This is a genomic window from Pseudalkalibacillus hwajinpoensis, assembly GCF_039851965.1.
Lineage (GTDB): Bacteria > Bacillota > Bacilli > Bacillales > Guptibacillaceae > Guptibacillus > Guptibacillus hwajinpoensis_E.
The window spans coordinates 1,454,524-1,476,809 of sequence record NZ_CP156674.1; the positions used below are offsets into that span (position 1 = coordinate 1,454,524).

28 protein-coding genes are annotated in these 22,286 nt (G+C 41.2%); 9 read left to right on the top strand and 19 right to left on the bottom strand.

The annotated features are described in order from the left end of the window. Positions 1-127 precede the first annotated feature (127 nt). The 3 genes from ABFG93_RS07375 to ABFG93_RS07385 are packed head-to-tail and all read left to right on the top strand — an operon-like array spanning position 128 to position 2,919. Positions 128-1,276, top strand: a complete 1,149-nt coding sequence (locus ABFG93_RS07375) for an NAD-dependent epimerase/dehydratase family protein (RefSeq protein WP_347551924.1) — start codon at positions 128-130, stop codon at positions 1,274-1,276. Positions 1,277-1,301: 25 nt separating this feature from the next. Next, positions 1,302-2,444 carry a glycosyltransferase family 4 protein gene (locus ABFG93_RS07380; protein ID WP_347551926.1) on the top strand — a complete coding sequence of 381 codons (1,143 nt, stop codon included), beginning with the start codon at positions 1,302-1,304 and terminating at the stop codon, positions 2,442-2,444. A gap of 16 nt (positions 2,445-2,460) precedes the next feature. Continuing rightward, positions 2,461-2,919 (top strand): GtrA family protein, encoded by a 459-nt coding sequence (locus ABFG93_RS07385; RefSeq protein ID WP_347551928.1) that lies wholly within the window; start codon positions 2,461-2,463, stop codon positions 2,917-2,919. Between the two features lie 71 nt (positions 2,920-2,990). Here ABFG93_RS07385 and ABFG93_RS07390 read toward each other — a convergent pair whose 3' ends face one another. Beyond that, positions 2,991-3,824 carry a DUF368 domain-containing protein gene (locus ABFG93_RS07390; protein WP_347551930.1) on the bottom strand — a complete coding sequence of 278 codons (834 nt, stop codon included), beginning with the start codon at positions 3,822-3,824 and terminating at the stop codon, positions 2,991-2,993. Between the two features lie 49 nt (positions 3,825-3,873). Further along, the gene (locus tag ABFG93_RS07395) at positions 3,874-4,335 is read right to left on the bottom strand and encodes a GNAT family N-acetyltransferase (protein WP_347551932.1); all 462 of its coding nucleotides are present in this window, start codon (positions 4,333-4,335) and stop codon (positions 3,874-3,876) included. Between the two features lie 146 nt (positions 4,336-4,481). On the opposite strand from ABFG93_RS07395, the gene ABFG93_RS07400 reads away from it, so the two are divergent. After that, positions 4,482-5,366 carry a DMT family transporter gene (locus ABFG93_RS07400; RefSeq protein WP_347551934.1) on the top strand — a complete coding sequence of 295 codons (885 nt, stop codon included), beginning with the start codon at positions 4,482-4,484 and terminating at the stop codon, positions 5,364-5,366. A gap of 31 nt (positions 5,367-5,397) precedes the next feature. Here ABFG93_RS07400 and ABFG93_RS07405 read toward each other — a convergent pair whose 3' ends face one another. From ABFG93_RS07405 to ABFG93_RS07415, 3 genes are all read right to left on the bottom strand, one after another. After that, positions 5,398-5,781: a gamma-glutamylcyclotransferase family protein gene (locus ABFG93_RS07405; protein ID WP_347551936.1), complete on the bottom strand. Its 384-nt coding sequence runs from the start codon at positions 5,779-5,781 to the stop codon at positions 5,398-5,400. Between the two features lie 70 nt (positions 5,782-5,851). Next, complete coding sequence (locus tag ABFG93_RS07410; protein WP_347552782.1) at positions 5,852-7,573, bottom strand: pyruvate oxidase; 1,722 nt, start codon at positions 7,571-7,573, stop codon at positions 5,852-5,854. A gap of 105 nt (positions 7,574-7,678) precedes the next feature. Continuing rightward, a complete protein-coding gene (locus ABFG93_RS07415) occupies positions 7,679-8,440 on the bottom strand; it encodes an SDR family NAD(P)-dependent oxidoreductase (RefSeq protein ID WP_347551938.1) in 762 nt (253 codons plus the stop codon). A gap of 151 nt (positions 8,441-8,591) precedes the next feature. Here ABFG93_RS07415 and ABFG93_RS07420 point away from each other — a divergent pair, with 151 nt between their 5' ends. Beyond that, on the top strand, positions 8,592-8,969 hold the full coding sequence (locus ABFG93_RS07420; RefSeq protein ID WP_347551940.1) for a thiol-disulfide oxidoreductase DCC family protein: 378 nt from the start codon (positions 8,592-8,594) through the stop codon (positions 8,967-8,969). A gap of 411 nt (positions 8,970-9,380) precedes the next feature. Beyond that, a complete protein-coding gene (locus ABFG93_RS07425; protein ID WP_347551942.1) occupies positions 9,381-9,899 on the top strand; it encodes an AraC family transcriptional regulator in 519 nt (172 codons plus the stop codon). Here the strand turns inward: ABFG93_RS07425 and ABFG93_RS07430 are convergent. From ABFG93_RS07430 to ABFG93_RS07465, 8 genes are all read right to left on the bottom strand, one after another. After that, a complete protein-coding gene (locus ABFG93_RS07430) occupies positions 9,843-10,589 on the bottom strand; it encodes an MFS transporter (RefSeq protein ID WP_347551943.1) in 747 nt (248 codons plus the stop codon). The two genes, ABFG93_RS07425 and ABFG93_RS07430, sit on opposite strands and share 57 nt — an antisense overlap. A 56-nt stretch (positions 10,590-10,645) precedes the next feature. Then, positions 10,646-11,077, bottom strand: coding sequence for an MFS transporter (locus ABFG93_RS07435; protein ID WP_347551944.1), 432 nt, complete (start codon positions 11,075-11,077; stop codon positions 10,646-10,648). A 66-nt stretch (positions 11,078-11,143) separates the two neighbouring features. Further along, a complete protein-coding gene (locus ABFG93_RS07440) occupies positions 11,144-11,848 on the bottom strand; it encodes an SGNH/GDSL hydrolase family protein (RefSeq protein ID WP_347551946.1) in 705 nt (234 codons plus the stop codon). Next, on the bottom strand, positions 11,754-12,110 hold the full coding sequence (locus ABFG93_RS07445; protein ID WP_347551949.1) for a DUF4937 domain-containing protein: 357 nt from the start codon (positions 12,108-12,110) through the stop codon (positions 11,754-11,756). Before ABFG93_RS07445 ends, ABFG93_RS07440 begins: the two co-directional genes overlap by 95 nt. Before the next feature lie 30 nt (positions 12,111-12,140). Beyond that, the gene (locus ABFG93_RS07450; protein ID WP_347551951.1) at positions 12,141-12,710 is read right to left on the bottom strand and encodes a DNA-3-methyladenine glycosylase I; all 570 of its coding nucleotides are present in this window, start codon (positions 12,708-12,710) and stop codon (positions 12,141-12,143) included. 225 nt (positions 12,711-12,935) lie between these two features. Continuing rightward, a complete protein-coding gene (locus tag ABFG93_RS07455) occupies positions 12,936-13,091 on the bottom strand; it encodes a hypothetical protein (protein ID WP_347551952.1) in 156 nt (51 codons plus the stop codon). Positions 13,092-13,293: 202 nt separating this feature from the next. Continuing rightward, a complete protein-coding gene (locus ABFG93_RS07460; RefSeq protein ID WP_347551954.1) occupies positions 13,294-13,803 on the bottom strand; it encodes a GNAT family N-acetyltransferase in 510 nt (169 codons plus the stop codon). A 128-nt stretch (positions 13,804-13,931) separates the two neighbouring features. Next, complete coding sequence (locus ABFG93_RS07465) at positions 13,932-14,705, bottom strand: hypothetical protein (RefSeq protein ID WP_347551956.1); 774 nt, start codon at positions 14,703-14,705, stop codon at positions 13,932-13,934. Positions 14,706-14,921: 216 nt separating this feature from the next. Here ABFG93_RS07465 and ABFG93_RS07470 point away from each other — a divergent pair, with 216 nt between their 5' ends. Next, the gene (locus ABFG93_RS07470; RefSeq protein WP_347551958.1) at positions 14,922-15,518 is read left to right on the top strand and encodes a DedA family protein; all 597 of its coding nucleotides are present in this window, start codon (positions 14,922-14,924) and stop codon (positions 15,516-15,518) included. Here the strand turns inward: ABFG93_RS07470 and ABFG93_RS07475 are convergent. Genes ABFG93_RS07475 through ABFG93_RS07485 form a run of 3 tightly spaced genes read right to left on the bottom strand, consistent with a single transcriptional unit; the run spans position 15,515 to position 16,964 of the window. After that, the gene (locus ABFG93_RS07475; protein ID WP_347551960.1) at positions 15,515-16,039 is read right to left on the bottom strand and encodes a GNAT family N-acetyltransferase; all 525 of its coding nucleotides are present in this window, start codon (positions 16,037-16,039) and stop codon (positions 15,515-15,517) included. The genes ABFG93_RS07470 and ABFG93_RS07475 overlap by 4 nt on opposite strands. 16 nt (positions 16,040-16,055) lie before the next feature. Next, positions 16,056-16,463: a GNAT family N-acetyltransferase gene (locus tag ABFG93_RS07480; protein WP_347551962.1), complete on the bottom strand. Its 408-nt coding sequence runs from the start codon at positions 16,461-16,463 to the stop codon at positions 16,056-16,058. Between the two features lie 12 nt (positions 16,464-16,475). After that, positions 16,476-16,964, bottom strand: a complete 489-nt coding sequence (locus ABFG93_RS07485; RefSeq protein WP_347551964.1) for an 8-oxo-dGTP diphosphatase — start codon at positions 16,962-16,964, stop codon at positions 16,476-16,478. A 237-nt stretch (positions 16,965-17,201) separates the two neighbouring features. Between ABFG93_RS07485 and ABFG93_RS07490 the strand changes: the two genes are divergently transcribed. Beyond that, positions 17,202-17,480: a hypothetical protein gene (locus tag ABFG93_RS07490; RefSeq protein ID WP_347551966.1), complete on the top strand. Its 279-nt coding sequence runs from the start codon at positions 17,202-17,204 to the stop codon at positions 17,478-17,480. Between the two features lie 45 nt (positions 17,481-17,525). Here ABFG93_RS07490 and ABFG93_RS07495 read toward each other — a convergent pair whose 3' ends face one another. Both ABFG93_RS07495 and ABFG93_RS07500 read right to left on the bottom strand, forming a co-directional pair. Continuing rightward, positions 17,526-19,223: a M3 family oligoendopeptidase gene (locus tag ABFG93_RS07495; RefSeq protein ID WP_347551967.1), complete on the bottom strand. Its 1,698-nt coding sequence runs from the start codon at positions 19,221-19,223 to the stop codon at positions 17,526-17,528. Between the two features lie 254 nt (positions 19,224-19,477). Further along, positions 19,478-20,239, bottom strand: coding sequence for an MOSC domain-containing protein (locus ABFG93_RS07500; RefSeq protein WP_347551969.1), 762 nt, complete (start codon positions 20,237-20,239; stop codon positions 19,478-19,480). Positions 20,240-20,382: 143 nt separating this feature from the next. Between ABFG93_RS07500 and ABFG93_RS07505 the strand changes: the two genes are divergently transcribed. Beyond that, positions 20,383-20,565, top strand: a complete 183-nt coding sequence (locus ABFG93_RS07505; protein ID WP_347551971.1) for a hypothetical protein — start codon at positions 20,383-20,385, stop codon at positions 20,563-20,565. Here the strand turns inward: ABFG93_RS07505 and abc-f are convergent. Then, the gene (gene abc-f / locus ABFG93_RS07510) at positions 20,562-22,232 is read right to left on the bottom strand and encodes a ribosomal protection-like ABC-F family protein (protein ID WP_347551973.1); all 1,671 of its coding nucleotides are present in this window, start codon (positions 22,230-22,232) and stop codon (positions 20,562-20,564) included. The genes ABFG93_RS07505 and abc-f overlap by 4 nt on opposite strands. Between the last annotated feature and the right edge of the window lie 54 nt (positions 22,233-22,286).

Consider the following 22,286-nt stretch of genomic DNA (forward strand, 5'->3'; position numbering starts at 1 on the left):
GCTCATTTAAAGTTTTAGTAAATTAAATATCCTCAGTTGAATCCAAACTTGATGAATGCTATCGTAAATAATTGATCAAGCAGGCAATTCAAGGACTAAATCGACCATTGTGATGGAGGTAAGATCTATGAGAATTATTGTAGCTGGCGGAGACGGTTTTTGCGGATGGCCAACCGCGCTTCACTTATCAAAACAGGGCCATGAAGTAACCATTGTCGATAATATGGTACGCCGCAAATGGGATGATGAGCTTCGTTCTAATTCACTAACACCTATTCTTCCACTCGAAGAACGCGTGAAGTTATGGGAAGAAAAAACGGGTAACCGCATCGCTGTATATGACTGTGATCTAATGCACTACGATTTTTTAAAAGAAATCTTCAAACAAGTTAAACCTGAAGCTTTCGTGCATTTCGCAGAACAACGTTCAGCACCATATTCAATGATGGATCGCGAACACGCTGTATTTACACAGACGAACAACGTAGTAGGGAACTTGAATGTTCTTTATGCTATTAAAGAGGTTACACCTGACTGCCACCTGATTAAACTGGGCACAATGGGTGAATATGGACAGCCAAATATTGAAATTGAAGAAGGATACATAAAAATCGAGCATAAAGGACGTGAAGACGTTCTTCCGTTCCCGAAACAGCCAGGATCGTTCTACCACCTTTCAAAGGTACATGATAGCCATAACATCCAATTTGCCTGTAAAATCTGGGGCATTCGCGCAACTGATTTAAATCAGGGAATTGTTTATGGTCTTCATACTGAGGAGGACGAGCTTGATGAAGGGTTAATTAATCGCCTTGATTACGATGGTGTCTTCGGAACAGCGCTCAATCGTTTCATAATCCAGGCTGCGATTGGACATAACATAACCGTTTACGGTTCAGGTAAACAAACTCGTGCTTTCCTAAATATCAAAGATACGATTCGCTGTGTTGAAATCGCAGCTGAAAATCCAGCTGACAAAGGTGAATTCCGTGTCTTCAATCAATTTACTGAAGAATTTTCAGTTCTTGAGCTTGCTGAAAAAGTTCAGCGTGTCGCACAGGCAAAAGGTCTTAATGTGAGCATTGATCATATTGAAAATCCACGTGTGGAAAAAGAAGAGCACTATTACAGTGCAATCAATACGAACTTACTGGATCTTGGACTTGAGCCTTCCCTCTTAACAGATGAGCATATTTCCAGAACGCTTGATACTGCACTGAAGTATAAAGACAGGGTGCTGAAGGAAAACGTCCTTCCTACCGTAACCTGGAAGTAAAATGACCCTAAACTGAGGTGTTTATATGAAAATATCCATCGTAACAGAAACATTCCTACCTTCAACTGACGGGGTGGTTACTCGACTTCGTGCAACAATTGATTATTTAATTGATCAGGGTCATGAAATTCAGGTCATTGCACCTGATTTAGGAGTTCGCAGCTACCGGAATATTCGATTTGATGGAGTTCAGCCTCGTACTTTCTTTTTATATAAGCACCGAAAATTCGGCATGCCTACAAGACTAATTAAGAAGTATTTCGAAGAGTTTGGACCTGATCTTATTCATGTTGTGAATCCGGCATTCATGGGCTACTCAGGTATTAAATATGGAAAGAGGCTTGGCGTACCGCTAATTGCCTCCTACCACACACATGTTCCCAAGTATGCCAATTATTACAATCAGTCATGGTCAGAACCTCTACTCTGGTGGCATTTCAGAAGAATGCACAACAAAGCTGATATTAACCTTTGTACATCACAGGCTATTTTAGAAGAATTGAACGAACAAAACTTCTATAACATGCATCTCTGGAAACGCGGTGTTGACACAGAACGTTTCAATCCTGAATTGCACGATGAGAATATGAGACGAAAACTAACAAATGATCATCCTGAGAAGAGACTACTGCTCTTTGTAGGACGACTTGCCTTTGAAAAAGAAATCGATTCACTCATTCCAATGCTCGAGCAAAATCCGGATGCGCATCTCGCAATTGTCGGGGATGGCCCGTATCGCACTGAACTTGAAAAGAACTTCGCGCACCTCGACAACATTACGTTCACCGGGTTTATGCATGGGGAGGAACTCGCAAAAGCATACGCTTCTTCAGACGCTTTTATGTTTCCATCGACGACTGAGACCCTCGGACTTGTCATTCTAGAAGCGATGGCAAGTGGTCTACCAGTGATCGCTGCTGAATCCGGGCCAACAAATGAACAGGTTGATGACGGTTCAACCGGTCTTCTCTATCGTTCTGGGCCAGAAGGCAATCTTTCTGATGTGATCAAGCGACTTGAGGATGATAACTTACTCGAGAGAATGTCAAAGCAAGCTTATACCCATTCGCGTGACTACGGATGGAGAGGCCCCGCACAGCAGCTACTCGATTTCTATGAATCAGCAATTGAGATGAAACAAGAGGAAGAACAGCGAGCGATCCAATAGATAGAAGGTTGAGTATATGAAACAATGGCGAATTGGCAGAGGTTCTAAACAGGTAATGAGCTTCAGTGCGATTGGTGTGATGAATGCACTTGTCGATATCGGGGTACTCAACCTGCTCATGCTGTTATTTCCAACAGATGACCGAATCCAGCTTATAGCATACAATACAATTTCATATACACTTGCAATTGTGAACAGCTATTTTTGGAATGCGAAATTAACCTTTCCATCCAAATCGATTCATGACCGACGGCAGGTACTTCTGTTTCTCGTTCAAGCTGTTATCGCACTCGGGGTAAGCAACCTGGTTTTTTATGGAGCGCTTATTGCTTTCGACTGGATGTCCTTTCTGCCACGGTATATCGAACGCAATATTTCTAAAGGACTTGCCATGTTTCTCTCCTCAGCATCAAGCTTTTTCATGATGAAGCATCTGGTGTTTCCCCGTTCAAAACCAGATCAGGAATCTAAATAATATAACGAAAACCGCAGGAAATGTTCCTGCGGTTTTCTTATAATTTATTCTATTTTCGACTTAAACTGAGGCTACTTAGCACTCTCTTCTTTATGTTCAATCTTACCAAGAATAAAGGCTGCAGAGAGACCGAGCAGAAGCGTCACAATGCTTGCAATTGCAAGACCTATGTCAGTCTTAAAGCCAGGATATAGAACAACTACAGACCCTATAACAAGGCCAATCATAACTGCATATGTCGAAACCGTAAAGCGGTTAAGCAATAACGATATAAGCTTACCTGTTAAGCTTAGTCCGATGATAATTCCAGCTCCAACCGTTAAAAGCAAAGGGATCTGGAAAGATGAAAGACCGTGGATAACTGTTTGATACGATCCAAGTAGTAGCAATACAAACGAACCGCTTACACCTGGCAGGATCATCGCTGTGCTCGCAAGCCATCCAGAAAAGAACAGAACCACATAATCCATAGCGCCCAATGATTTCATTATTTCTCCAGATCCATCACCTTTTAGAAATAAAGTAGAGGCAATAAGAATCGCCGCTACGATCAGCAAAATGTAATGAACAGGCTGAAATGTCTCTTTATACTCAACCTTTCTAAGTAGAAATGGCACTACTCCAATAATTAAACCGATAAAGAAAAAAAACGTTGGCTGAGGGTAATTCTGAAGAAGCTTTTCCATTAACTGACTGACAAGTAGCAGGGCCAGTCCAACCCCAATTAATAGCGGTAGAAAAAAGCCTATCTCCTTCTTCCACTTTTTACTCATTAAACCGTTAATTCCGCTTATTAATCTGCGATAAATGCCGAGAACCATTGCAATCGTCCCGCCACTAACACCTGGGATTAAATCACTAACACCCATTAATAATCCTCTGTATATATTGCGCCAAACAAACATCTGGTTTCTCCTTTTCGTTAATTCTAATACATACCATACCCTTTCCAGGTCAGTTCCTAACCGCCGGACCTCTCTTAAGATGAATTAGAAACACTCCTTTAACAGGTTCTGAGCGGCTCACAGCCTGGAAATCAAATCGTTTATACATTTCGACTGCAGGATGATTTTCCGCTCCTGTGCTGACCTCGATCTGTTTCCTTTTATTCTGAAGCACTAAATCCTCCAGCAATTCTCGTCCAATCCCTTTCCGAAAATAGTCTGGATGAACAACGAGCCTGCATATGCGGATAACATCTATATCGAGTTCATATGAAAGGACTCCGGCCAGGTGGTCCTCCCTGTAACAACCGATAAAAGTTTCCTTACTTGATACTATCGACGAGACTGTTTCATGGAGCTCTGGGATATCATGATAGTGAATGATATCTGCTTCTTTTCTGTAAGCAGGGATCTGAATCCCTAAAATTGAATCTGCAATGCTCTTATTCTTATGATCAAGTAGTTTAATCATTCGGTGCCCTCATTTCGTTGTTTCCTTCTACTATGCCATACATTTAGTTTTGAAGATGAATCCATTCTGTGACAGCACTCGTTAGTTGAAATTGGGCATACCTTTACAGTAAAGTGATAAGGGTGAAAAAATATTGGAGGAATTTGATGAGTGATCGAAATAAAGGCATTATCCTACTGCTCATATCATCGTTTGGCTTTGCGATGATGGCAGCCTTTGTTAAGCTTTCTGGCGATGTACCTACGATACAAAAAACAATGTTTCGAAATGCCGTTTCCGCGGTCATTTCATTTGGGTTTGTGATGCATTACAAGGAAAGACTTTTTGGTAAGAAGGAAAACCAAAAGTTCTTGCTTCTACGTTCAGCACTGGGAACACTAGGAATAATTTTCTATTTCTATGCGATCGACAACCTCGTGCTTTCCGATGCTGATATGCTAAATAAACTTAGCCCGTTCTTATTAATTATCTTCTCAGCCATCTTCTTGAAAGAACGAGCAAGAAGCTTCCAACTTACAGCTATAGCCATTGCGTTTGTCGGAACGCTTTTGATTATTAAACCGCAGTTTTCGGTAGAAACCGTTCCGTATATTTCTGGCCTTCTTTCCGCCATTTTTGCAGCTGGTGCTTATACCGTTCTAAGAGTACTCGGTTCACGCGAGAAATTCTATACCGTTGTGTTCTATTTTTCTTTCTTCTCAACTGTCGTGCTCTTACCGTTTGTGATCATATTCTATGAGCCAATGGAGATGAGACAACTCATTTATCTTCTATTAGCGGGTCTGTTTGCAACGCTCGGACAGTTTGGACTTACGATTGCGTATAAATTTGCACCTGCTCGTGAAATTTCAATCTTTTTCTATTCCACCGTCGTTTACTCAGCCCTTATCAGTATCGTCCTATTTGGTCAAATTCCTGATGCGTGGAGCATACTCGGTTATATTGTCATTTTCTCTGCATCATTCTATATGTTCCTGCGAAACAACCGGGAAGCAAAACTCGAGAAACGAGATCTTCAACCGTCTAACTAGAAATGGGCAGTATTCTACAGGAATACTGCCCTCATTTATTCAATCGATACGACACCCAGTCCCCTCCAGGTATCCTTTTGAAAGCTGGTTTAGCCTCTTGCATCACATAAGTAATGGCTTCGTAATTGCCCCTTTTAGTTTCGATTGGTTGAATAATCCGTTCATAGAGATTCCCTTCGCGTCCCTCCTGAAATCCTTCGAGTATATCAATTCTCTCAAGTAGCTTGTCACCCACTTTATAGATTTCTCCATATACTTTTCCATAATCTGATTGTATGTAAGCTGGATACCCGTCGCCTGTATCGAAAAGCTCGCCGCTCCCCCAACTAGTTCGTTCCTTCAGAATGGCTCCTTCGATTACGCTGTGGTTGCTTTCTCCTTCTCGTAACGTGCCATAACAGAAAATAATATGCATCCTGATTTCTCCACTCCTTTCGTTCTACATAGGAAAAGCCCGCATTTTGCGGGCTTAAACCGTATTTCCACTAGAAAATTCTCTTAAGGGCTTTTTTCAATGGTGGCATATCGATTTCCTGGTCTTCAAATGCTTTCTTCAACATGTACTTTGAATAGCTCTTAGCTTGTTCATATGTTATTTTGCCTGGTAATGGAGGCTGCCCTTCAATAACGATATCCACGATGGCAGGCTTTGTCGATTTAGCAGCACGTTCGAATGCTGGCAAGAGTTCTTCGAATTTCTCAACACGATACCCTTCTCCACCAGCTGTTTCAGCAAATGCAGCAAAGTTAAAGTCCTTTAGTTCTGTTTCGAAATCGATATTTCCAATTTCCTGTTGTTCGTATTTGATCATACCGAGGCGCTCATTATTAAGAATAACGACAATCATCGGAAGCTGATATTTCACAGCTGTTAAGAAGTCTTGCATCACCATAGTAAAGCCACCATCACCACAAATGGCTACAGCCTGGCGGTCAGGGTGAGCAATTTTACCAGCAATTGCGCCTGGCAGACCGCAGCCCATTGTCGCCATCCAGGATGAAATAATGAATTTCTGATTCGTCACTCGAAAATGTCTTGCTGTCCAAACAGTTACGTTTCCGACATCCACAGAAAGCACAGCATTGTCATCGACTACTTTTTGAAGTTGCGGCATGATTTGCTGGGGCTTTATAGGTGTTGAGTGCTCAGACTCAATCTTTTCAAGATGGGCCCACCAGTTCTTCATATTTTCCTGACATTTCTCAATAAAGTCCCGATCTTCCTGATAGCGAGTGTGCTCCGTTAAATAAGAGAGTGTCCATTTCGCGTCACCAATCAAGCCGACAGTAACCGGGTATCGCTTACCTATTTGCGTTGGCTCAATGTCAATCTGGATTGCTTTCGCCTTATCAGGCAAATAATCACGATACGGGAATGAGGTACCAACCATAACGAGTAGATCCGTTTCCTCCATTGCTTCATAAGCGGGCTTTGTACCAATTTGGCCAAGCTGACCTAAATTATAAGGATGAACATCCGGGATCGCTCCTTTACCTGGCAGGCTCAATATAACAGGAGCTCCAGTTTTCTCAGCAAATGCAAGCAATTCTTCACGTGAATGCTTGGAGCCCTTTCCGGCAAGAATAACCGGGCGTTTCGCTTCGTTTAGAAGCGCTACAGCTTCGTCAAGGTTTGAGTGGTGCGGGTGAACGACTGCTTTTGATCGAATCAACGACGTGTTTTCAACTCTCTGTTTCACTTTTTCTGCAGCAAGGTCATCTGGAATAGTAAGAATCGCTACGCCTTTCTTTTCAACAGCTGTTCGAATCGCTTGGTGGGTAAGATCAGGCAGGGAAGCTGCCGTTTCTACTCTTCGGTTAAATACAGACACATCATCGAACATGCGCTCAAGGTTGACTTCCTGGAATTGATCCGTGCCAAGTTGATCACTCGCAATTTGACCTGCAATCACAAGAACAGGTGCTCCATCCGCTTTGGCATCGTAAAGCCCGTTTAATAAATGGATCGCCCCGGGCCCAGCAATGGATAAGCAGACACCAATCTTTCCAGTTATTTTTGCGTAAGAAGCTGCAGCAAGCGCTCCAACCTCCTCATGACGAATCTGAATAAATTTCATGCGATCCTGGGCGTTCCTCAAGTTATCGATAAAGTGATTAATTGAGTCCCCAGGCAGTCCATAAATATGATCAACGCCCCACTCAGATAATGTATTAAGTAGTATTTCACCAGCATTTTTCTCAAACATCATGACTCCTCCTTCACATCCAATTGCATAATGAAAGGGTACCCCTCTTTCCAGTCAGCGAAACTTCCCGAGAGAAAAATAATAGCAGCCCGCGGGCTACTATTATTACGTTCTAGGACCACCGGATACATAGAGAACCTGCCCGCTAACAAATGAAGACTGCTCTTCTGCAAAGAAAAGCGCTGCGTTCGCAATGTCTTCAGGCTTTCCTGTTCGTGCCACTGGTATTTGTTTTTTGTTGTATTCGATAAACTGGTCGAAAGGAACCTCAAGTCGCTCAGCGGTTGCCTTTGTCATATCTGATTCAATAAACCCCGGTGCGATTGCATTCGCTGTGATACCATATTTCCCCAACTCAAGCGAGAGCGTTTTGGTTAATCCCTGTATCCCTGCTTTAGCTGCTGCATAATTCATCTGCCCCCTATTACCCAGTGCAGATGTGGAAGAAAGACTGATTATCCGGCCATATCCCTGTTTCACCATGTACGCCTGCGCTGCTCGAGAAGCATAAAAGCTACCCGTTAAATGAACCTGCATCACCGTCATCCAATCTTCGTCCGTCATCTTATAGAGCAGATTATCTCGAATGACCCCTGCATTATTAACAAGAATATCAATAGACCCAAACGAATCAGCCGCTTCATTCATACTACTCTCTACCTGTTCACGGTTTGTGACATCGACTACACCTGTCATAACGCGGAAACCTTTTTCCTCCAGGTGCTGTTTCGTTTGATTAAGCGCCTCTTCGTTCACGTCAGCTAAATAAATGCTAGCTCCCTCACTCGCAAAACGCTTCCCAATACTTGCACCAATCCCTCTACTACCACCCGTTATGTAAGCCGTTTTGTTCTCAAGCCTTTTCACTCATCACCACTCCTGTAACCGTTTTCTTTTTCAATATAATTTGACTATAAATAGATTGCAATTTTCTGTCAACTATTAACCTCTAGTTTAAGCAAGCCTAAAAAGGTGAAATGAACAGTAGAATGAATTTCAATGAATGGAGGATCCTTTTATGAAACATCTCGTATTTTATGATGCTGAATGTCCCTTTTGTTTTTATGTAAAGAAAACGCTCCGAAAGCTTGATTGGTTTAATAAAATCGAATGGATTTCCGTGCAAGACATCGAAAGCCATCCTGATAAATACCCTTACATGCAATTTCGCCATAAGCGTATGTATGATGAAATTCATATGTTAACAACTTCAGGAAAACTTCACGCTGGCTTTTATACGGTCAGAAGACTTCTGATGGCTTTACCTCTTACGGCACCGATTGCATTATTGCTTTATTTTCCATTCTTCGACAAGCTCGGTTCCCCTGCCTATATCTGGTTTTCCAAAAACCGTTATGACTGGTTTGGACGCTATCCTGAGCCCCGTTTCGAGTAATTTCTAATTGTCAGCAGGCTTTCCTTCCTTTTACTAGAATAGTAATTTAAGTAGAAGTGAATGGAAAGTTGCTGACGGTAAAATGAAGAGTGACTTGTCAGGAAGAATGAATCCTGGCAGGTCTAATCGATTTTGGCCTCCACTAATTAATAAGGAGGTAAATCAATGATTACTCAATATTCAAAGGGACTACTTCTCACGAAATGATAAGCTTCATGAACGAAGCTTGAGAAGCGACGATTGCTATAAATTTATCTTTTCCCATACAGGTAAAGGATGTTACGGAACGCCACCGGGTGATATTTCCATTGAAAACATCGTCAGCTAGAAGTAACGGAAGAAAAATTTCTAGTTGAACTTGATAAAAGTCTTTTTAACGATGCCTCTATTGAACTGGGCGTAACAAGAACATTGCCTGAATTTGCAGCTGTAAGTCACTATCATCAACAGCTACAACAGTGGGTCTCTTTTGTAAGAGACTTTATTCGCTTTAATGAATTCCATTCAAAAGAAGCTTCATACTTTTTGGAACACAGTGTAACACAGCTCATTCTTCTCCTGATGAAGCACGGACCTGGCTCACATCAAACACAACTGTCCATTCCTTTTACCACCGCTCCCTTAAGCTTTACAGTCAATGCCATTAAGGAAAGCTATTATGACGATTGGACATTGGATCAGCTTGCTGACCTAACCGGATTATCAAAATTCCAGTTCGCTCACTCTTTTAAAGAAACCTTCAGCGTTTCACCCTACTCCTTTCTACAACTCTATCGGATCATGAGAAGTCAGGAAATGCTTCTAAACTCGAATGAAACCATTCTTTCTATTGCTCTTTCGGCTGGATTTAAAAATCTCTCATCCTACAATATTTTATTTAAACGATTGTACGGTAAAACGCCCTCTCAATTTCGAGCTAGTCACAATTAGATAACAACTGCTTGCCAAAACCATAGCGAAACCGCTCACGATCATCAAAACCTGGACCTCAATAAATGAAGCTAGTGCTCCATATAGGGCAAGTGAGAGAGTATTTGCTAAATACAGGAGAACCGCATTCGTGCTAAATCCCCTCCCAAGCCGATCTTCTGGAACAATCGTCTGCAGAAGATATACTCTCGCAAGGCCTGCGATCGGAATTCCTATCCCTACAAGCACAGCTCCTATAAAAAAGTGTTCGAGTTCATACCATATGCCATAATAAAGTAACCCCGCCCCCCAGATGCACGATCCAACCATATAAATAGCCAGGGTTAACCGTTTGATTATTAGCGGAATAATAAGATTCGCTCCAATAACAACCGCTCCAAAAACCCCTTGAATCAGGCTATACATTTCTTCGCTTTTAAAAGTCACCTCTGAAAGAGCAAGTAGGAGCCCCACTTCCCACACCCAGGTATTGAGAAATACAATAAGAAATGTAAAAAGAAAAAGGGTTCTTATGGAAGCATGATGAAACGACCATGTTATAAATGAGGAGATGGAATGGAAAACGTGTTCGATCGAACGCTCAACTGATTTCTTTTTCTCCGCTATCTTAACACCGAGCAAGCAAAGCGCGCTGCTTGCATAGGTCACCGCATCTATCGTAAAAAAATGAACCGCTCCATACGTTGTCAAAAGCCAGACAGAAATCAGGGGACTGAGGACAGTGACTCCTCTATGTAAGGTATCGTTCAAGCTGTTTTGTTTACTACATTTCGTTCTTGTTCCTTTGTGATCAGTGGTAGCACAGCACGGTGAGCAGGATTAAAAAAGCAGCCAATTGTTTGAATCAAAAAACTCACAATAAGCAAATGCACATACCCTAGCGAATCAACATAATAAAAGACAACGATTGATCCAACCAGTGGAATCCTGATGAAATCAAGCCAAATCAACAGTTTCTTTTTTGGACTCCAATCAGCTATAACACCTCCGATTAATCCGAACAGGAGATATGGTACCGTTTCAGCGATCGCCATTCCTGTCGTCAACATAGTGGATCCTGTAAGATCATATGCAAGAAAGAGAAACGCCATCCCAGACAGCACATCTCCAAGCTTTGAAATCCCACCCCCAAGCAGGTAATATAGAATCGTCTTATTTCGTAACACCTTCCAATACATAAAAATCACCTCTCTCTTTATAGTAAAAAGAAAGAAGTGATTCGTCTTATAACATCTTGTTAATTATTAGCGCAATAATTTACCTTTGCATGCATTAAGCCATGTATCTGCCATTAACCTATTTCCTGCCTCTGTCATGTGCACGCCATCTGTTGTAAGTGTTGCCCCACCATCCCCTACAGCATTTAAAAAGACGGCGTGTGTCGGTACAAGTACAGCATCGTATTTTTTTGCCAGGCTACGGACAATTTCAACGTAAGGAATGAGCATCTGATTACCTTTCGAATTGAGATCCTCCTCAATAATTGTGGGCTCCATTAATACGACTTTTGCGTTTATGCTTTTCGTCGCATCCAATAGCCGCTCATAAATAGAGTGGAAATCCTCCGGGTAAACCTGCGTCATTTCAGGATGACTCAACTGGCGCCACACGTCATTAATTCCTATCGATATAGATAAGACATCAGGATCAATCGCCATAACATCCTCCTGCCATCTATCTTCAAGATCACTAATCCGGTTACCACTAACCCCTTTATTTACGAACTGAATTTCTCGTCCTTTCATAACTTCATCTCTTACCATTCTCACATATCCAAAGCCAAGGCCTTCAGGATCTCGTTTTCGTCCAGAATCTGTAATACTGTCTCCAATGTAAAGCCACTTATTCTTATTCTTATTCTCGATCCCCGCTTCTCTCTGTTTTGATCGTCCACTTTTCAAGAAAGACGCTATGCTTTGAAAGAAGCCATGCTTTTGCGAATTCTTCACTATGAACCACCTCCACCTCTACCACCTCTACATGGATTGATTCGATCGTACCGCTTTGCCCTGTTTTCTCATAGATGGCATCGTGGTTTGCATGCATAAACTGGTTATATGCTTTCCGATCATTCCAGAAACCAATGATGTGTGCTATACAACCATTTCCCGTTGACCATCCGCAATATTGCGCTACAAACCCTGGAGAGTTCTTAATCACTATCCAACGCTCCTGTCCAATAGAAAACGCGTCTTTTACATGCTCGTTCACTTCGCATATAACCTTTTTTATAACCATTTCTTATTGTCTTTCACTGTAATCCGGATGTCTGAAACAATCTGTTGTGTGATCATTAATGATACCTACCGCTTGTAAAAAACTATAGATAATAACAGGCCCAACAAACGTGAAGCCTCGTTTCTTTAAATCTTTGCTTATCTTCTTGCTGAGCTCTGTTTCTACCGGAACTTCCTTAATAGAGGTCCATTTGTTGATAATCGGATCTCCGTTACTAAAGCCCCATATGTAAGAAGAAAAGCTCCCATACTCTTTTTGTATTGCGAGAAACGCATTCGCATTTTTCACAGTGCCACGAACCTTTAATTTATTTCGAATGATGCCTTTATTGGTTAATAACTCCTGGATTTTATCTTCATCGTACTGAGCAACTCGATTCACATCGAACCCGTCAAACGCTTTCCGGTAATTTTCTCTCCTTTTCAAAATTGTAATCCAGCTAAGCCCGGCCTGTGCACCTTCTAGTATTAACATTTCAAACAAATGGTGATCATCATAAACAGGAACTCCCCACTCCTGGTCATGATATTGTTTATAGATTTCCTCATCCGTTACCCAATCACATCGCTTCACTTTTTGCCTCCTCATGACTTAAGCATGCTTATATTTTAGCGTAAAAGGCTAAAATCATCTATTTACATCGTATAGTTTTATGAGATTTCTAGGTATTCCATCAATTGATTCAGTCATTGCAGAAGAAATGGCGCAAATGCCTGAGAAAGCAGAGGAAATTAAAAACAGAGCAACAGAACCTGGCAACAAATTTCTAAACAAAAAAAGCGCATCATGCGCTTTTTCTTATGCTTCCCTATGAACATCATCCAGAGGAATCATTATGTGGTAGTCGAAAGGAAAGCTCATTTCAGCTCTTTCCTCTGCTTCCGGTACGTCATTGTGTCTGAGTTCTCCCGGGATCCCTTCAAGCGGAATGTGTTTTGAGTGGTCAAACATCATCTCGCCTCCTTCCATTCGTAGTATGTTCGAATGGTCGTGCAAATATAAAGAAAGCACTCAGGAGACTCTTAACCTGACATCAAACGTTCTAACAACGCAATTTCATTCACTAGGATAACCATAAATCAATTAAGTAACCTTATCATCAGGTCAAACCACTACGTGATGATAAGATATCAATCATTAGCTTTTATTTCTGCTTTCACTCATTATCTAATAATAGTCTGGACATGTAATACTCGTCCACAAACTCATCATTAATAAGCAGCGAGCGTCGCTTCACACCCTCAACCTCAAATCCAGCTTTTCTATATAGTGCCAAACCAGCTTCATTACGTGTCACTGCGGTGAGCTCTAATCGTTGGATATCCTGATCCTTTGCCCACTTTTCTAGCTCTATAAATAACTTTGATCCAACGCCATTTCCCCTGTATTCTTTCAAAATGCCTACGACTAAATAGGCACTATGGCGATTTCGCTTCGCCTGGCCACCAATCACGATCAAATAGCCGATTAATGTATCGGATTTTTCAGCAACGAAAATCCTCGAATGCCGATCCTTCTCCATCTTTTCGATCCTTTCGCGCTGAGCTTCTATGGTAGTGTCTCTTTCTTCCGGTTCAAATAGCATATATTCTGCATTATTTTCAACTTCTCTCATTAGGTGGACAAAAGCTTCAGCATCATCTGGACCAATTTGTCTTATTCTCATTATCTCTTCTTCATTCCAATCTTGTTGTTTTTTTCACTAGTTTAACATACTCAAAATATGCGAAGCCTTCTCATTACAAAAGCGTGCATAACATCTAAATGTCACACACGCTTCTTGTATTCATTTCTCTACTGTTCAACTGTCTGTCTGGACTTCTTCTCTAGCTTTCTGACCTCTTTCATAAGTTCTTTATAGCCAAGGCGCGTTAACTCAAACTCTTCATTCACAATCTGGTATTCAATTAGTGTTTCTCGCTTCGATTCAGGGATATCATCATGGATCATACGAAGCTGCTCGTTTAATTCGACGAATGAGCTTTCTTCTACAGAATCAATTCCAATCAACTCAGCAACAAGCTTCATATCAGGTGTGTCTTTGATAAATAAACTTTTCTTATCAATAACAGCTTTCTGAATCTTATCCTTGAACAGAAGAATGTCCTGTTTAATTCGATTACTTTCCGTTTCCTTTTGCTGGATGCGATTTCGGTAGGCTTCTTTCTCAATTTCATCAAGATCAGCTTTTGAAAGGAGTTCTTCAAAGAGCATGGTTTTATCACTATTAATACGTTCGAGCTCTCGTTCCTTCTCCGCTTCCTCAGACGCCTTTTCAGACTCTGAAGCTTGCTCAAGTGAAAATGCTAGCTGGTCTCGATCCGCTTCTTTAGTAACAGATTCCACTTTCTCACCTTTTCGATTCGAATCGAAATCATGAATTTTTTTGATCACATAAAGCGATACACCGACGCTCAGACAGGTCATAAACAGTCTGAACAAAAAGGGTGAAAAAGCTACAAGATATAAAAATAAAATGAATCCAATTATAGAAAGAACCGTCATTACTTTTTCCTTCATTGATTTTGCTTGCAGGGGCTGATCCAGCGTTGCAAGAAATTTCTTCATGGATGTCAACATCCTTAACCTTCCCCTCTCTCATCTAATGTCATTCTCTTAGGAGAACGAGCAGTACCCGGATAGCTTAAAATCCGGGTACTAAAATTTTCGTTTAGCATTCCGATTTTATGAGGTTAGTAGTCTATATATAATTAGTAATAAATCATATCACTGGGTAATAGACATGGGACAGAGAACGTCTTTGTCCAAAAAGGAGGCAATCGATTGGAAACCTTTATCCTTCAATGGTTGAACTGGCTTCTTCACCTTGGATATCCCGGTATTGCACTAGCTCTTATGGTAGAAATTATTCCAAGCGAGCTTGTTCTGGCGTATGGCGGTTATATGGTTTCAACCGGTACCATTCAGTTCTTTGGTGCTGTTGTAGCTGGTACGATTGGCGGTACAATTGCACAACTCTTTCTGTACTGGCTTGGCCGCTACGGGGGACGATCCTTTCTGGAGCGCTATGGTAAATACATACTCATTTCAGAGAAACAGCTTCACGTTTCTGAAAGGTGGTTTGAGCGTAATGGGGTTAGCATTATTTTTACCGCTCGCTTTATACCTGTTGTTCGCCACGCCATCTCGATACCTGCTGGCGTTGCCAAAATGTCACTTATCCGATTTACCATCTACACCATGCTTGCAATGATTCCATGGTCGATCCTCTTCCTATATATCGGTTTCAAACTAGGGGCTAACTGGCAACAGATCCACACGGCAGCCAAAGTCTACACAGTACCACTAACCACGGGAGCAGCTTTCTTTCTTTTTTCCTATTGCCTTTTGCTTGTGATCAAGAATCTTCGAGCACGTTAATTTTGCTGCTGCCAATCTCGATCCAGTATGCTGAATAGAAGTGAATCCCTCCAACCATCAGGCATTTTCAGATTCTCACGGAGAAGTCCTTCTCCATTCATACCCGCCTTTTCCATCACTCTTCTTGAAGGGATATTTCCTATGTCGCACGTTCCACTTACTCTATGTAAATGAAGTTCACCGAAGGAAAAAGAAAGGAGCATCCTTGCTGTTTCTGAAGCAATCCCGAGTCCCCACCAGTCAGGGTGAAGAATATAGGCAATTTCACCATTCTGATTGAACTGATCTCTAATATTTACTTCACACGCTCCGATGACAGCATCATCCTTTAGAATCGCATAAGCAAACCTCGAGCGCGGTATCATGTTTGCATCCTTTATAATACCATTCACATACGCTTTAGAATCTTCTACTGTATTAGGTCCCCACGGCTGATACTTACACACTCTCTCAAGAGAAGCATAAGCATGAACCGCTCGCCAATCTTCTTTTTTAAACTCTCTCAGCTGTATCTGTTTCATTCTTCCCGGCCTCCGTCTAAATCAGCTTTTTCTGTAAAAAGTATTGTGTATGCCCCTGTGGATGGTCGTCTACTTTCCCGCATATCTCATAACCTTCTCTTAAATAAAAACCCGGTGCCTGAAAACTAAACGAATCAAGAAGGATTAGTCTGCATTTTTTTACTTCTGCAAGTGCCTCGATTTGTTTTAACAATGCACGACCATGTCCACAGCGCCTTTTCTTCTCTGTTACCCAAAGAAAATCGATGTGAAGATGCTGCCAGAATAACGTCCCAGAAACGCCCCCAACGAGCTCATCTTCCACTTTAATAACAAATGCTGCAGTTTCATGAGAAGTTTTCACGTCAGCAGGCAGCTGTTCACTATTATACTGAATAACTTTTTGTCTAATATCGTTTCTTGCCACATCCTGCCTCTCCATCATTTCTCCTCCCCCTTACCCTAATTTTCTTGTCGTCTCTTTTACTGGCATATCATTACCTCTCTCGTACTCTACCGACACTTCAAAGGTGCCTTCTTCAAAAAACTTTGGAAGTCTGCGCTTAAACCAATCTTGCATGGGGAGCTCAGTAGCCAAATCCCTCTTGACCCAGGCTAACTCTCCTTCAGGAGGATTGACGTGAAGGTCACCGGAGTAGTTGGTAGCCAAATAATTAAAGACAATATACCTGTACTCCTCATCACGAATGATAAACTCATCTACTCCCTTATAAGTGAGATCAGCTGGGTTCACAGATAGACCCGTTTCTTCATAAAGCTCCCTTGCTGCCCCTTCTGCAAAGCTTTCAGTCAGCTCTATTTTGCCACCGGGGCCGATATACCCCGGGAATCCCGCTTTAACAGGACGATTTAACAATAGAATTTCATCAGTCTGTTCATTATGTAAAAGCACCATCGATAGCAGTGTCGCACTTATCTTCTTCATAGTCCCCTCCTTTAGTTTACTAGTTTCTTATTGTAAGTATATACCATTATGGAACATAATCTTGCTACAAGGAATTATTTTCAGAAAAGCGGGTATGTGTATGAATGCAGGTATATTGCTGAGAAAAAATCGGAGTTATCATGAGCCTTCATGCAAATTCAAAGATGCAAATAGTAAAAATGTTCAATTCCATCTTAAGACCAGGAATTAAATTAACAATTCATAGGGGGCGATTTCATGCTAAACCATAGTTATTATCGGGAACGAAAACCAACAGATGAGCGGCTAATTAACTGGTCCGTCGATCGGACAGAGAGCGATTTCAAGGAATCGAAACTCGCAATAGTGGAATGCACGTGTACTAACAGTGATGGCGACGAGCTTCAAACCGTTAAAACTCTTGAAGTTACTCCTGAGCATAATTCCTGGGAGGATTGGATGAATGAGTTAAAGAAAGATCGTTTTGAAATCATACAATGCCCAAGCTGCAATGTATGGACAATTGATAACAATTAATAAGGAGTGCCCTCTCAGCATGCTGAGAGGGACGCTTTTGTTTGTTTATTCTGCTGGTAATGCATCAAGTTCTACTTCAATGAAATCCATTAGGCCTTTGATCATTGTTTCAGAGAAATCGAAATGAATACCTGCTGCCTCATATACTTTAGTAAGGGAAACAGAACTTCCTAACGAAAGTGCGCGGTTATAATTGGCAAGTGCCATTTCTGGATTTTCGCGGTACTTGCGATACATCTGTATTGCTCCAAGCTGAGCGATCACATATTCAATATAATAAAATGGCACTTCAAAAATATGAAGAATCAACTGCCAGTTATTTTGAATCCACTCTTCCTGTCCAGTCCAATCAACGAAAGAGGAATCGTACATTTGTGAAAGCTCCATATATTTCTTGCTACGCTCTTCACTAGTATGATTCGGATTTTCGTACATCCAATGCTGGAACTGATCGACGACAATTCCGTTTGGCAAAAAGAGGATTATTCCCTCGAGCTGATCTTTCTTCGCTCGTAGTAAATCCTTTTCATCCCTATACATCAGGTTCCAATAATCCATTGTAAGCAGTTCCATCGTCATACTCGCGAGTTCTGCTGATTCCATTGGGGTGTCCTGGTAAGCAAAAAGCATTTGATTTCGCTTAAAATCATTATGAATGCAATGCCCCATCTCGTGAAGAAGTGTAATAAAATCATCCTGTGATTTCGTACTGTTCATAAAGATAAAAGAAAGCTCTGATACAGGAAGGTACTCACAAAAGCCACCCTGCGCTTTCCCTTTTCGACTCTCAAGATCAAGTGCACCTCTCTCGTTCATGTCATTTAAAAGGTAGGAGAATCGAGGAGACAATTGATCGAAGATATCTGACGTTCCTTTGATCAGTTCATCGATTTTATTAAATGGTCGAAGCGGTTGCCTATCTTTAGGTACTGCTCTTGTATCCCACGGCTTATATTCTGAAAGACCAAGCTCGCCTTGATGCTTCCTTTGAAGCTTTTCTTTTAACGGAACAACGTGTTTCCGAACAGCCTCAGCAAGGGCTTTACAGTCATCCGGTGTATAATCAAAACGCTCATATTTCTTAAACATGTAATCTCTGTAATTATCAAGACCAACATTCTCCGCTTTCCGCTTTCGAATTTGTAACAGCTGATCCATAATGGATTGCAGATCATTTTTCTTCGTTAAAAGCGTGCGGAATATTTCTTCCATTGCGCCTTTACGAATGCCGCGGTTCCCATTCTGCATCAACAAGAACATTTCACTAAGTGTTTTCTCTTCGCCGTCCCACTTAAAAGAAAGTGATCCTGTATGCTCAAAATAACGATTTACTAAACGATCTTCTTCTACTTCTAAATCGATATTCTGTTCATTAAACAGTTCGATAGCGTTCTCTTTACTTAGCAGAAACTGCTTGTAATACTCCGGATTAAGATGTGGCCGATACGGTGATTCTTGAAATTTCTTATCAAAAAGTCCTTCGTATCGTTTAAGCAGTGGCTCAATATACTCCTGATCATGCTCAATTGTTTTCTTCGCTTCTTCGCTATTACTATGACATTGGAAATCAATATAATGTCCATGAAGACCTTCTGCGATCCCATCCATCAAGTCAGAGAGACTAAGCAGCCACTTCTCAAGTTCATCAGCAGAATTGATTGACTGATGTAAAAGCGTTTTAAACTCTTCTTCTAATTCAGCTGGATTTTTAAAATCAAATTTTTCTACATAAAATGTACTCATCAGCTTCCCCCTTATGATCCATTATGTACCTTCAATAGTTTACCACAGAATTTTCTGACATCACATGTCATTTCTTTTGATATGATTTGAGTAAGGTAGGGTTTTTTTTGCACAAAAATGGGACCCCACCCCCTGGATGGGATCCCTCCTGTGTGGAAAACAGAGCACCCCATCCAAGGACGGGGCTCCACTCATCCTCGTTCCCTCTAATAGGAACTTTCTAACGTCTATTTCGAAATTCTTTTAAATTCTTTTCACCGAGAGTACATTCTGCTTCCTGTAGAGGGATATCCATTTTCGATTAAATAAACACCATCTCCAGTATTGATTTTCCCTGTCCGGATCACTCGCGCATACATCCCAAATTCATTACGATACTCTTTTACTAGCTTTTTCAACAAATCTGGTTGTCGCGTTCCATTCTCTGGATCTACCGTCACTATCATGCAGCGTTCACAGGGCTTTACAACTTCTATAATCACTTCCTCCCCAATCCGCAAGTATTTCCCCTTCCATTCCGACTCGATAAATGGGGTTTTATCCAGTAGGCTTATTTCCAAATTAGGTCGAAAGCGGCGAGCACTCGCATGCTTTCCCCAGGAAGTTGATAAGGATTGAAGCGATGCATCCGTTACAATTAACAGATGTTCATCTTCAATAGGACCTATTGGGACATGTTCAGGGCGATAGGACTTCCTCGTTAGCTGTTTCAGCAACTTCTTTTCGATTTCATTTAACCAATCATAATCTAACCACCTGTAGGTTTGACCAGCGGGTGTGACAATAACTGGTTCAGGATAAGCTTCCAATGACTCCACACCACTGAAAGACGCTCGATATTGAACGAGCTGAGCAAACTGAGTAATTGTAAGGAAAGAGCCTGATTCTTCTAAAAGGGCATGACTTCGATCACCGTATAATCCATATTTCATCACCTGCGTTTGATTCACTTTCTCTCCTGTCATTGATTTAACAGGGTGACGCGTGATTTCTTTGGTTACTCCAACCAGTCCCATCACTAACCTCCTATCCCTTACCATTTAGCTCTCTATAGTATAACCCTGAATATAAAAATATCCTTTTTTACTATTTTACTAGTATAAACAATGAGAGATTTGAATAAAACTAGTAAAAACAATGATAAGAGGAGCGAGAAACGATGGAAATAAAAGAATACTATTCAATTACGCTTTATAATGAGAAACGTAGAGCGATCTTCCGTTCTGAGGATGAATTCGATAATTTTGAAGAAGCTCAGCGAGAAGGCTTCTACCTCCTCCGAAATCATCCTAAAGCTGATTTGTATTCTGTTGAACGATTTTTTGCAGCGGAAGATGTTTAGATTCGATTTTTCTTTTTATATAATTCCTTCAACTGTTCATCAAGTTGCCTGATTAGTAAATTCCCTGGAGGCAATAAGCTAATTTCACTTATTAGAGCTGAAATTTCATTTTCAAGCAGCATCTTCTGTTCTCTTGTATTTTGAGAAGAACCAGAAGGGCTTTTTTCTCGTGCTTGATATTCGGAAAGCCCCATCTCAATTCGCTTTAATCTACCATTCTCAAATACGAGAAGGTGATCACAAATTTTATCCACAAAGTAATAGTCATGCGAAACAACTAGTAATGTCCCGATAAATCCCTTGAGCGTTTCCTCAAGCTGTTCCCGAGAAGGCAAATCAAGATGATTCGTCGGTTCATCAAGCACAAGCACATCATATTGCTTTAATAAAATCCTTGTCATCTTAACCTTTGTACGTTCTCCTAGACTCAGAGATAGAATTGGAACATTCATGCGCGAACGCTCAACGCCCATTGAACTAAGGATCGATCTCGCCTGATAGACCTCATCACGTGTTTGTAGTTCAAGGGCCTCGAGCGCTGATTGTTCTATTGGAAGATCACCAACATCCTGGGACAGGTAACCTACCTTTAGCGAAGAACTCTTCCAGAGCCTGCCCTCCGTCATCATCTCTTCACCTAAAAGAACCCTGAGTAATGTCGTCTTACCACAACCGTTCTCACCAATTATCCCAATTCGATCTCCATATTTAATATAGAAAGAGCTTTCTTTAAACAACCATCTTTCTCCATATCGCTTTCCTGCATCATTTGCTTCAATGGCTCTCTTTCCATGTGACCCATCTGCTTGAAATTGAAAATGGACTTTCTTCTCTGCCTCAGGTTGGTCGATCCGTTTCTTCTCAAGCTCTTTCTCAAGCCGCTTCCGCTTTGACTTTACCTGGCTATCCATTTTCTTTGCCTTCTTGCGATAAAATTCTTTGTAGCCTTCTTGATTTGTCGATTGTTGATGTGCTTTTTCAGACCAATTCGCCAGTCCAGTAAGCTGGTCCTCAATTCGCTGTTTCTCTTTTTGTTGGATGTGATACTGATGCAATTGTGCTTCATACCTTTGTTTCTTCTCATAACGATAGTCTGTATAATTTCCAGCGTACTTATTTACCTTACCATTCTCAATTTCCAGAATGCGGTTAATGGTCTGATCCAGAAAATAACGATCATGCGAAATAATTAGAACAGTACCCTTAAAATGTTCAAGCTCACGAATTAGCCACTGAACTCCTTTTAAATCCAAGTGATTTGTTGGCTCATCAAGAATAAGGATTTCTGGATGAGATGCAAAAACCTGAGCAAGCGAAAGTTTTAACCTCTCACCTCCACTTAAACGTTCGGAGTCTATTTCGTTACGGACATATGCAACTCCAAGCTCTTTCTGCCCCTTCATTAAAAGTGATTGATCTCCTAGAAACGATTGATTCATTCCTTGTTCAATCGATTGCCGTAAATAGCCGACTTCACCTTCTACTTCAATCTGTCCTCTATTAGGCTTCACCTCACCGACCAGCATTTTTGCGAGCGTTGTTTTCCCTGCACCATTCGCTCCAACAATTCCGATTTTCTCTGCGTGATGAATATCAACTGTAATGCCATTAAACAGTACTCGTTCTTCAAAACCATGTATAACGTTTCTAATTGAAATTACGTTCATATACTTCCTCCTCATCTGTTTAGAGAAGAATAAAAAAAGCCTCCCCAATTCAAT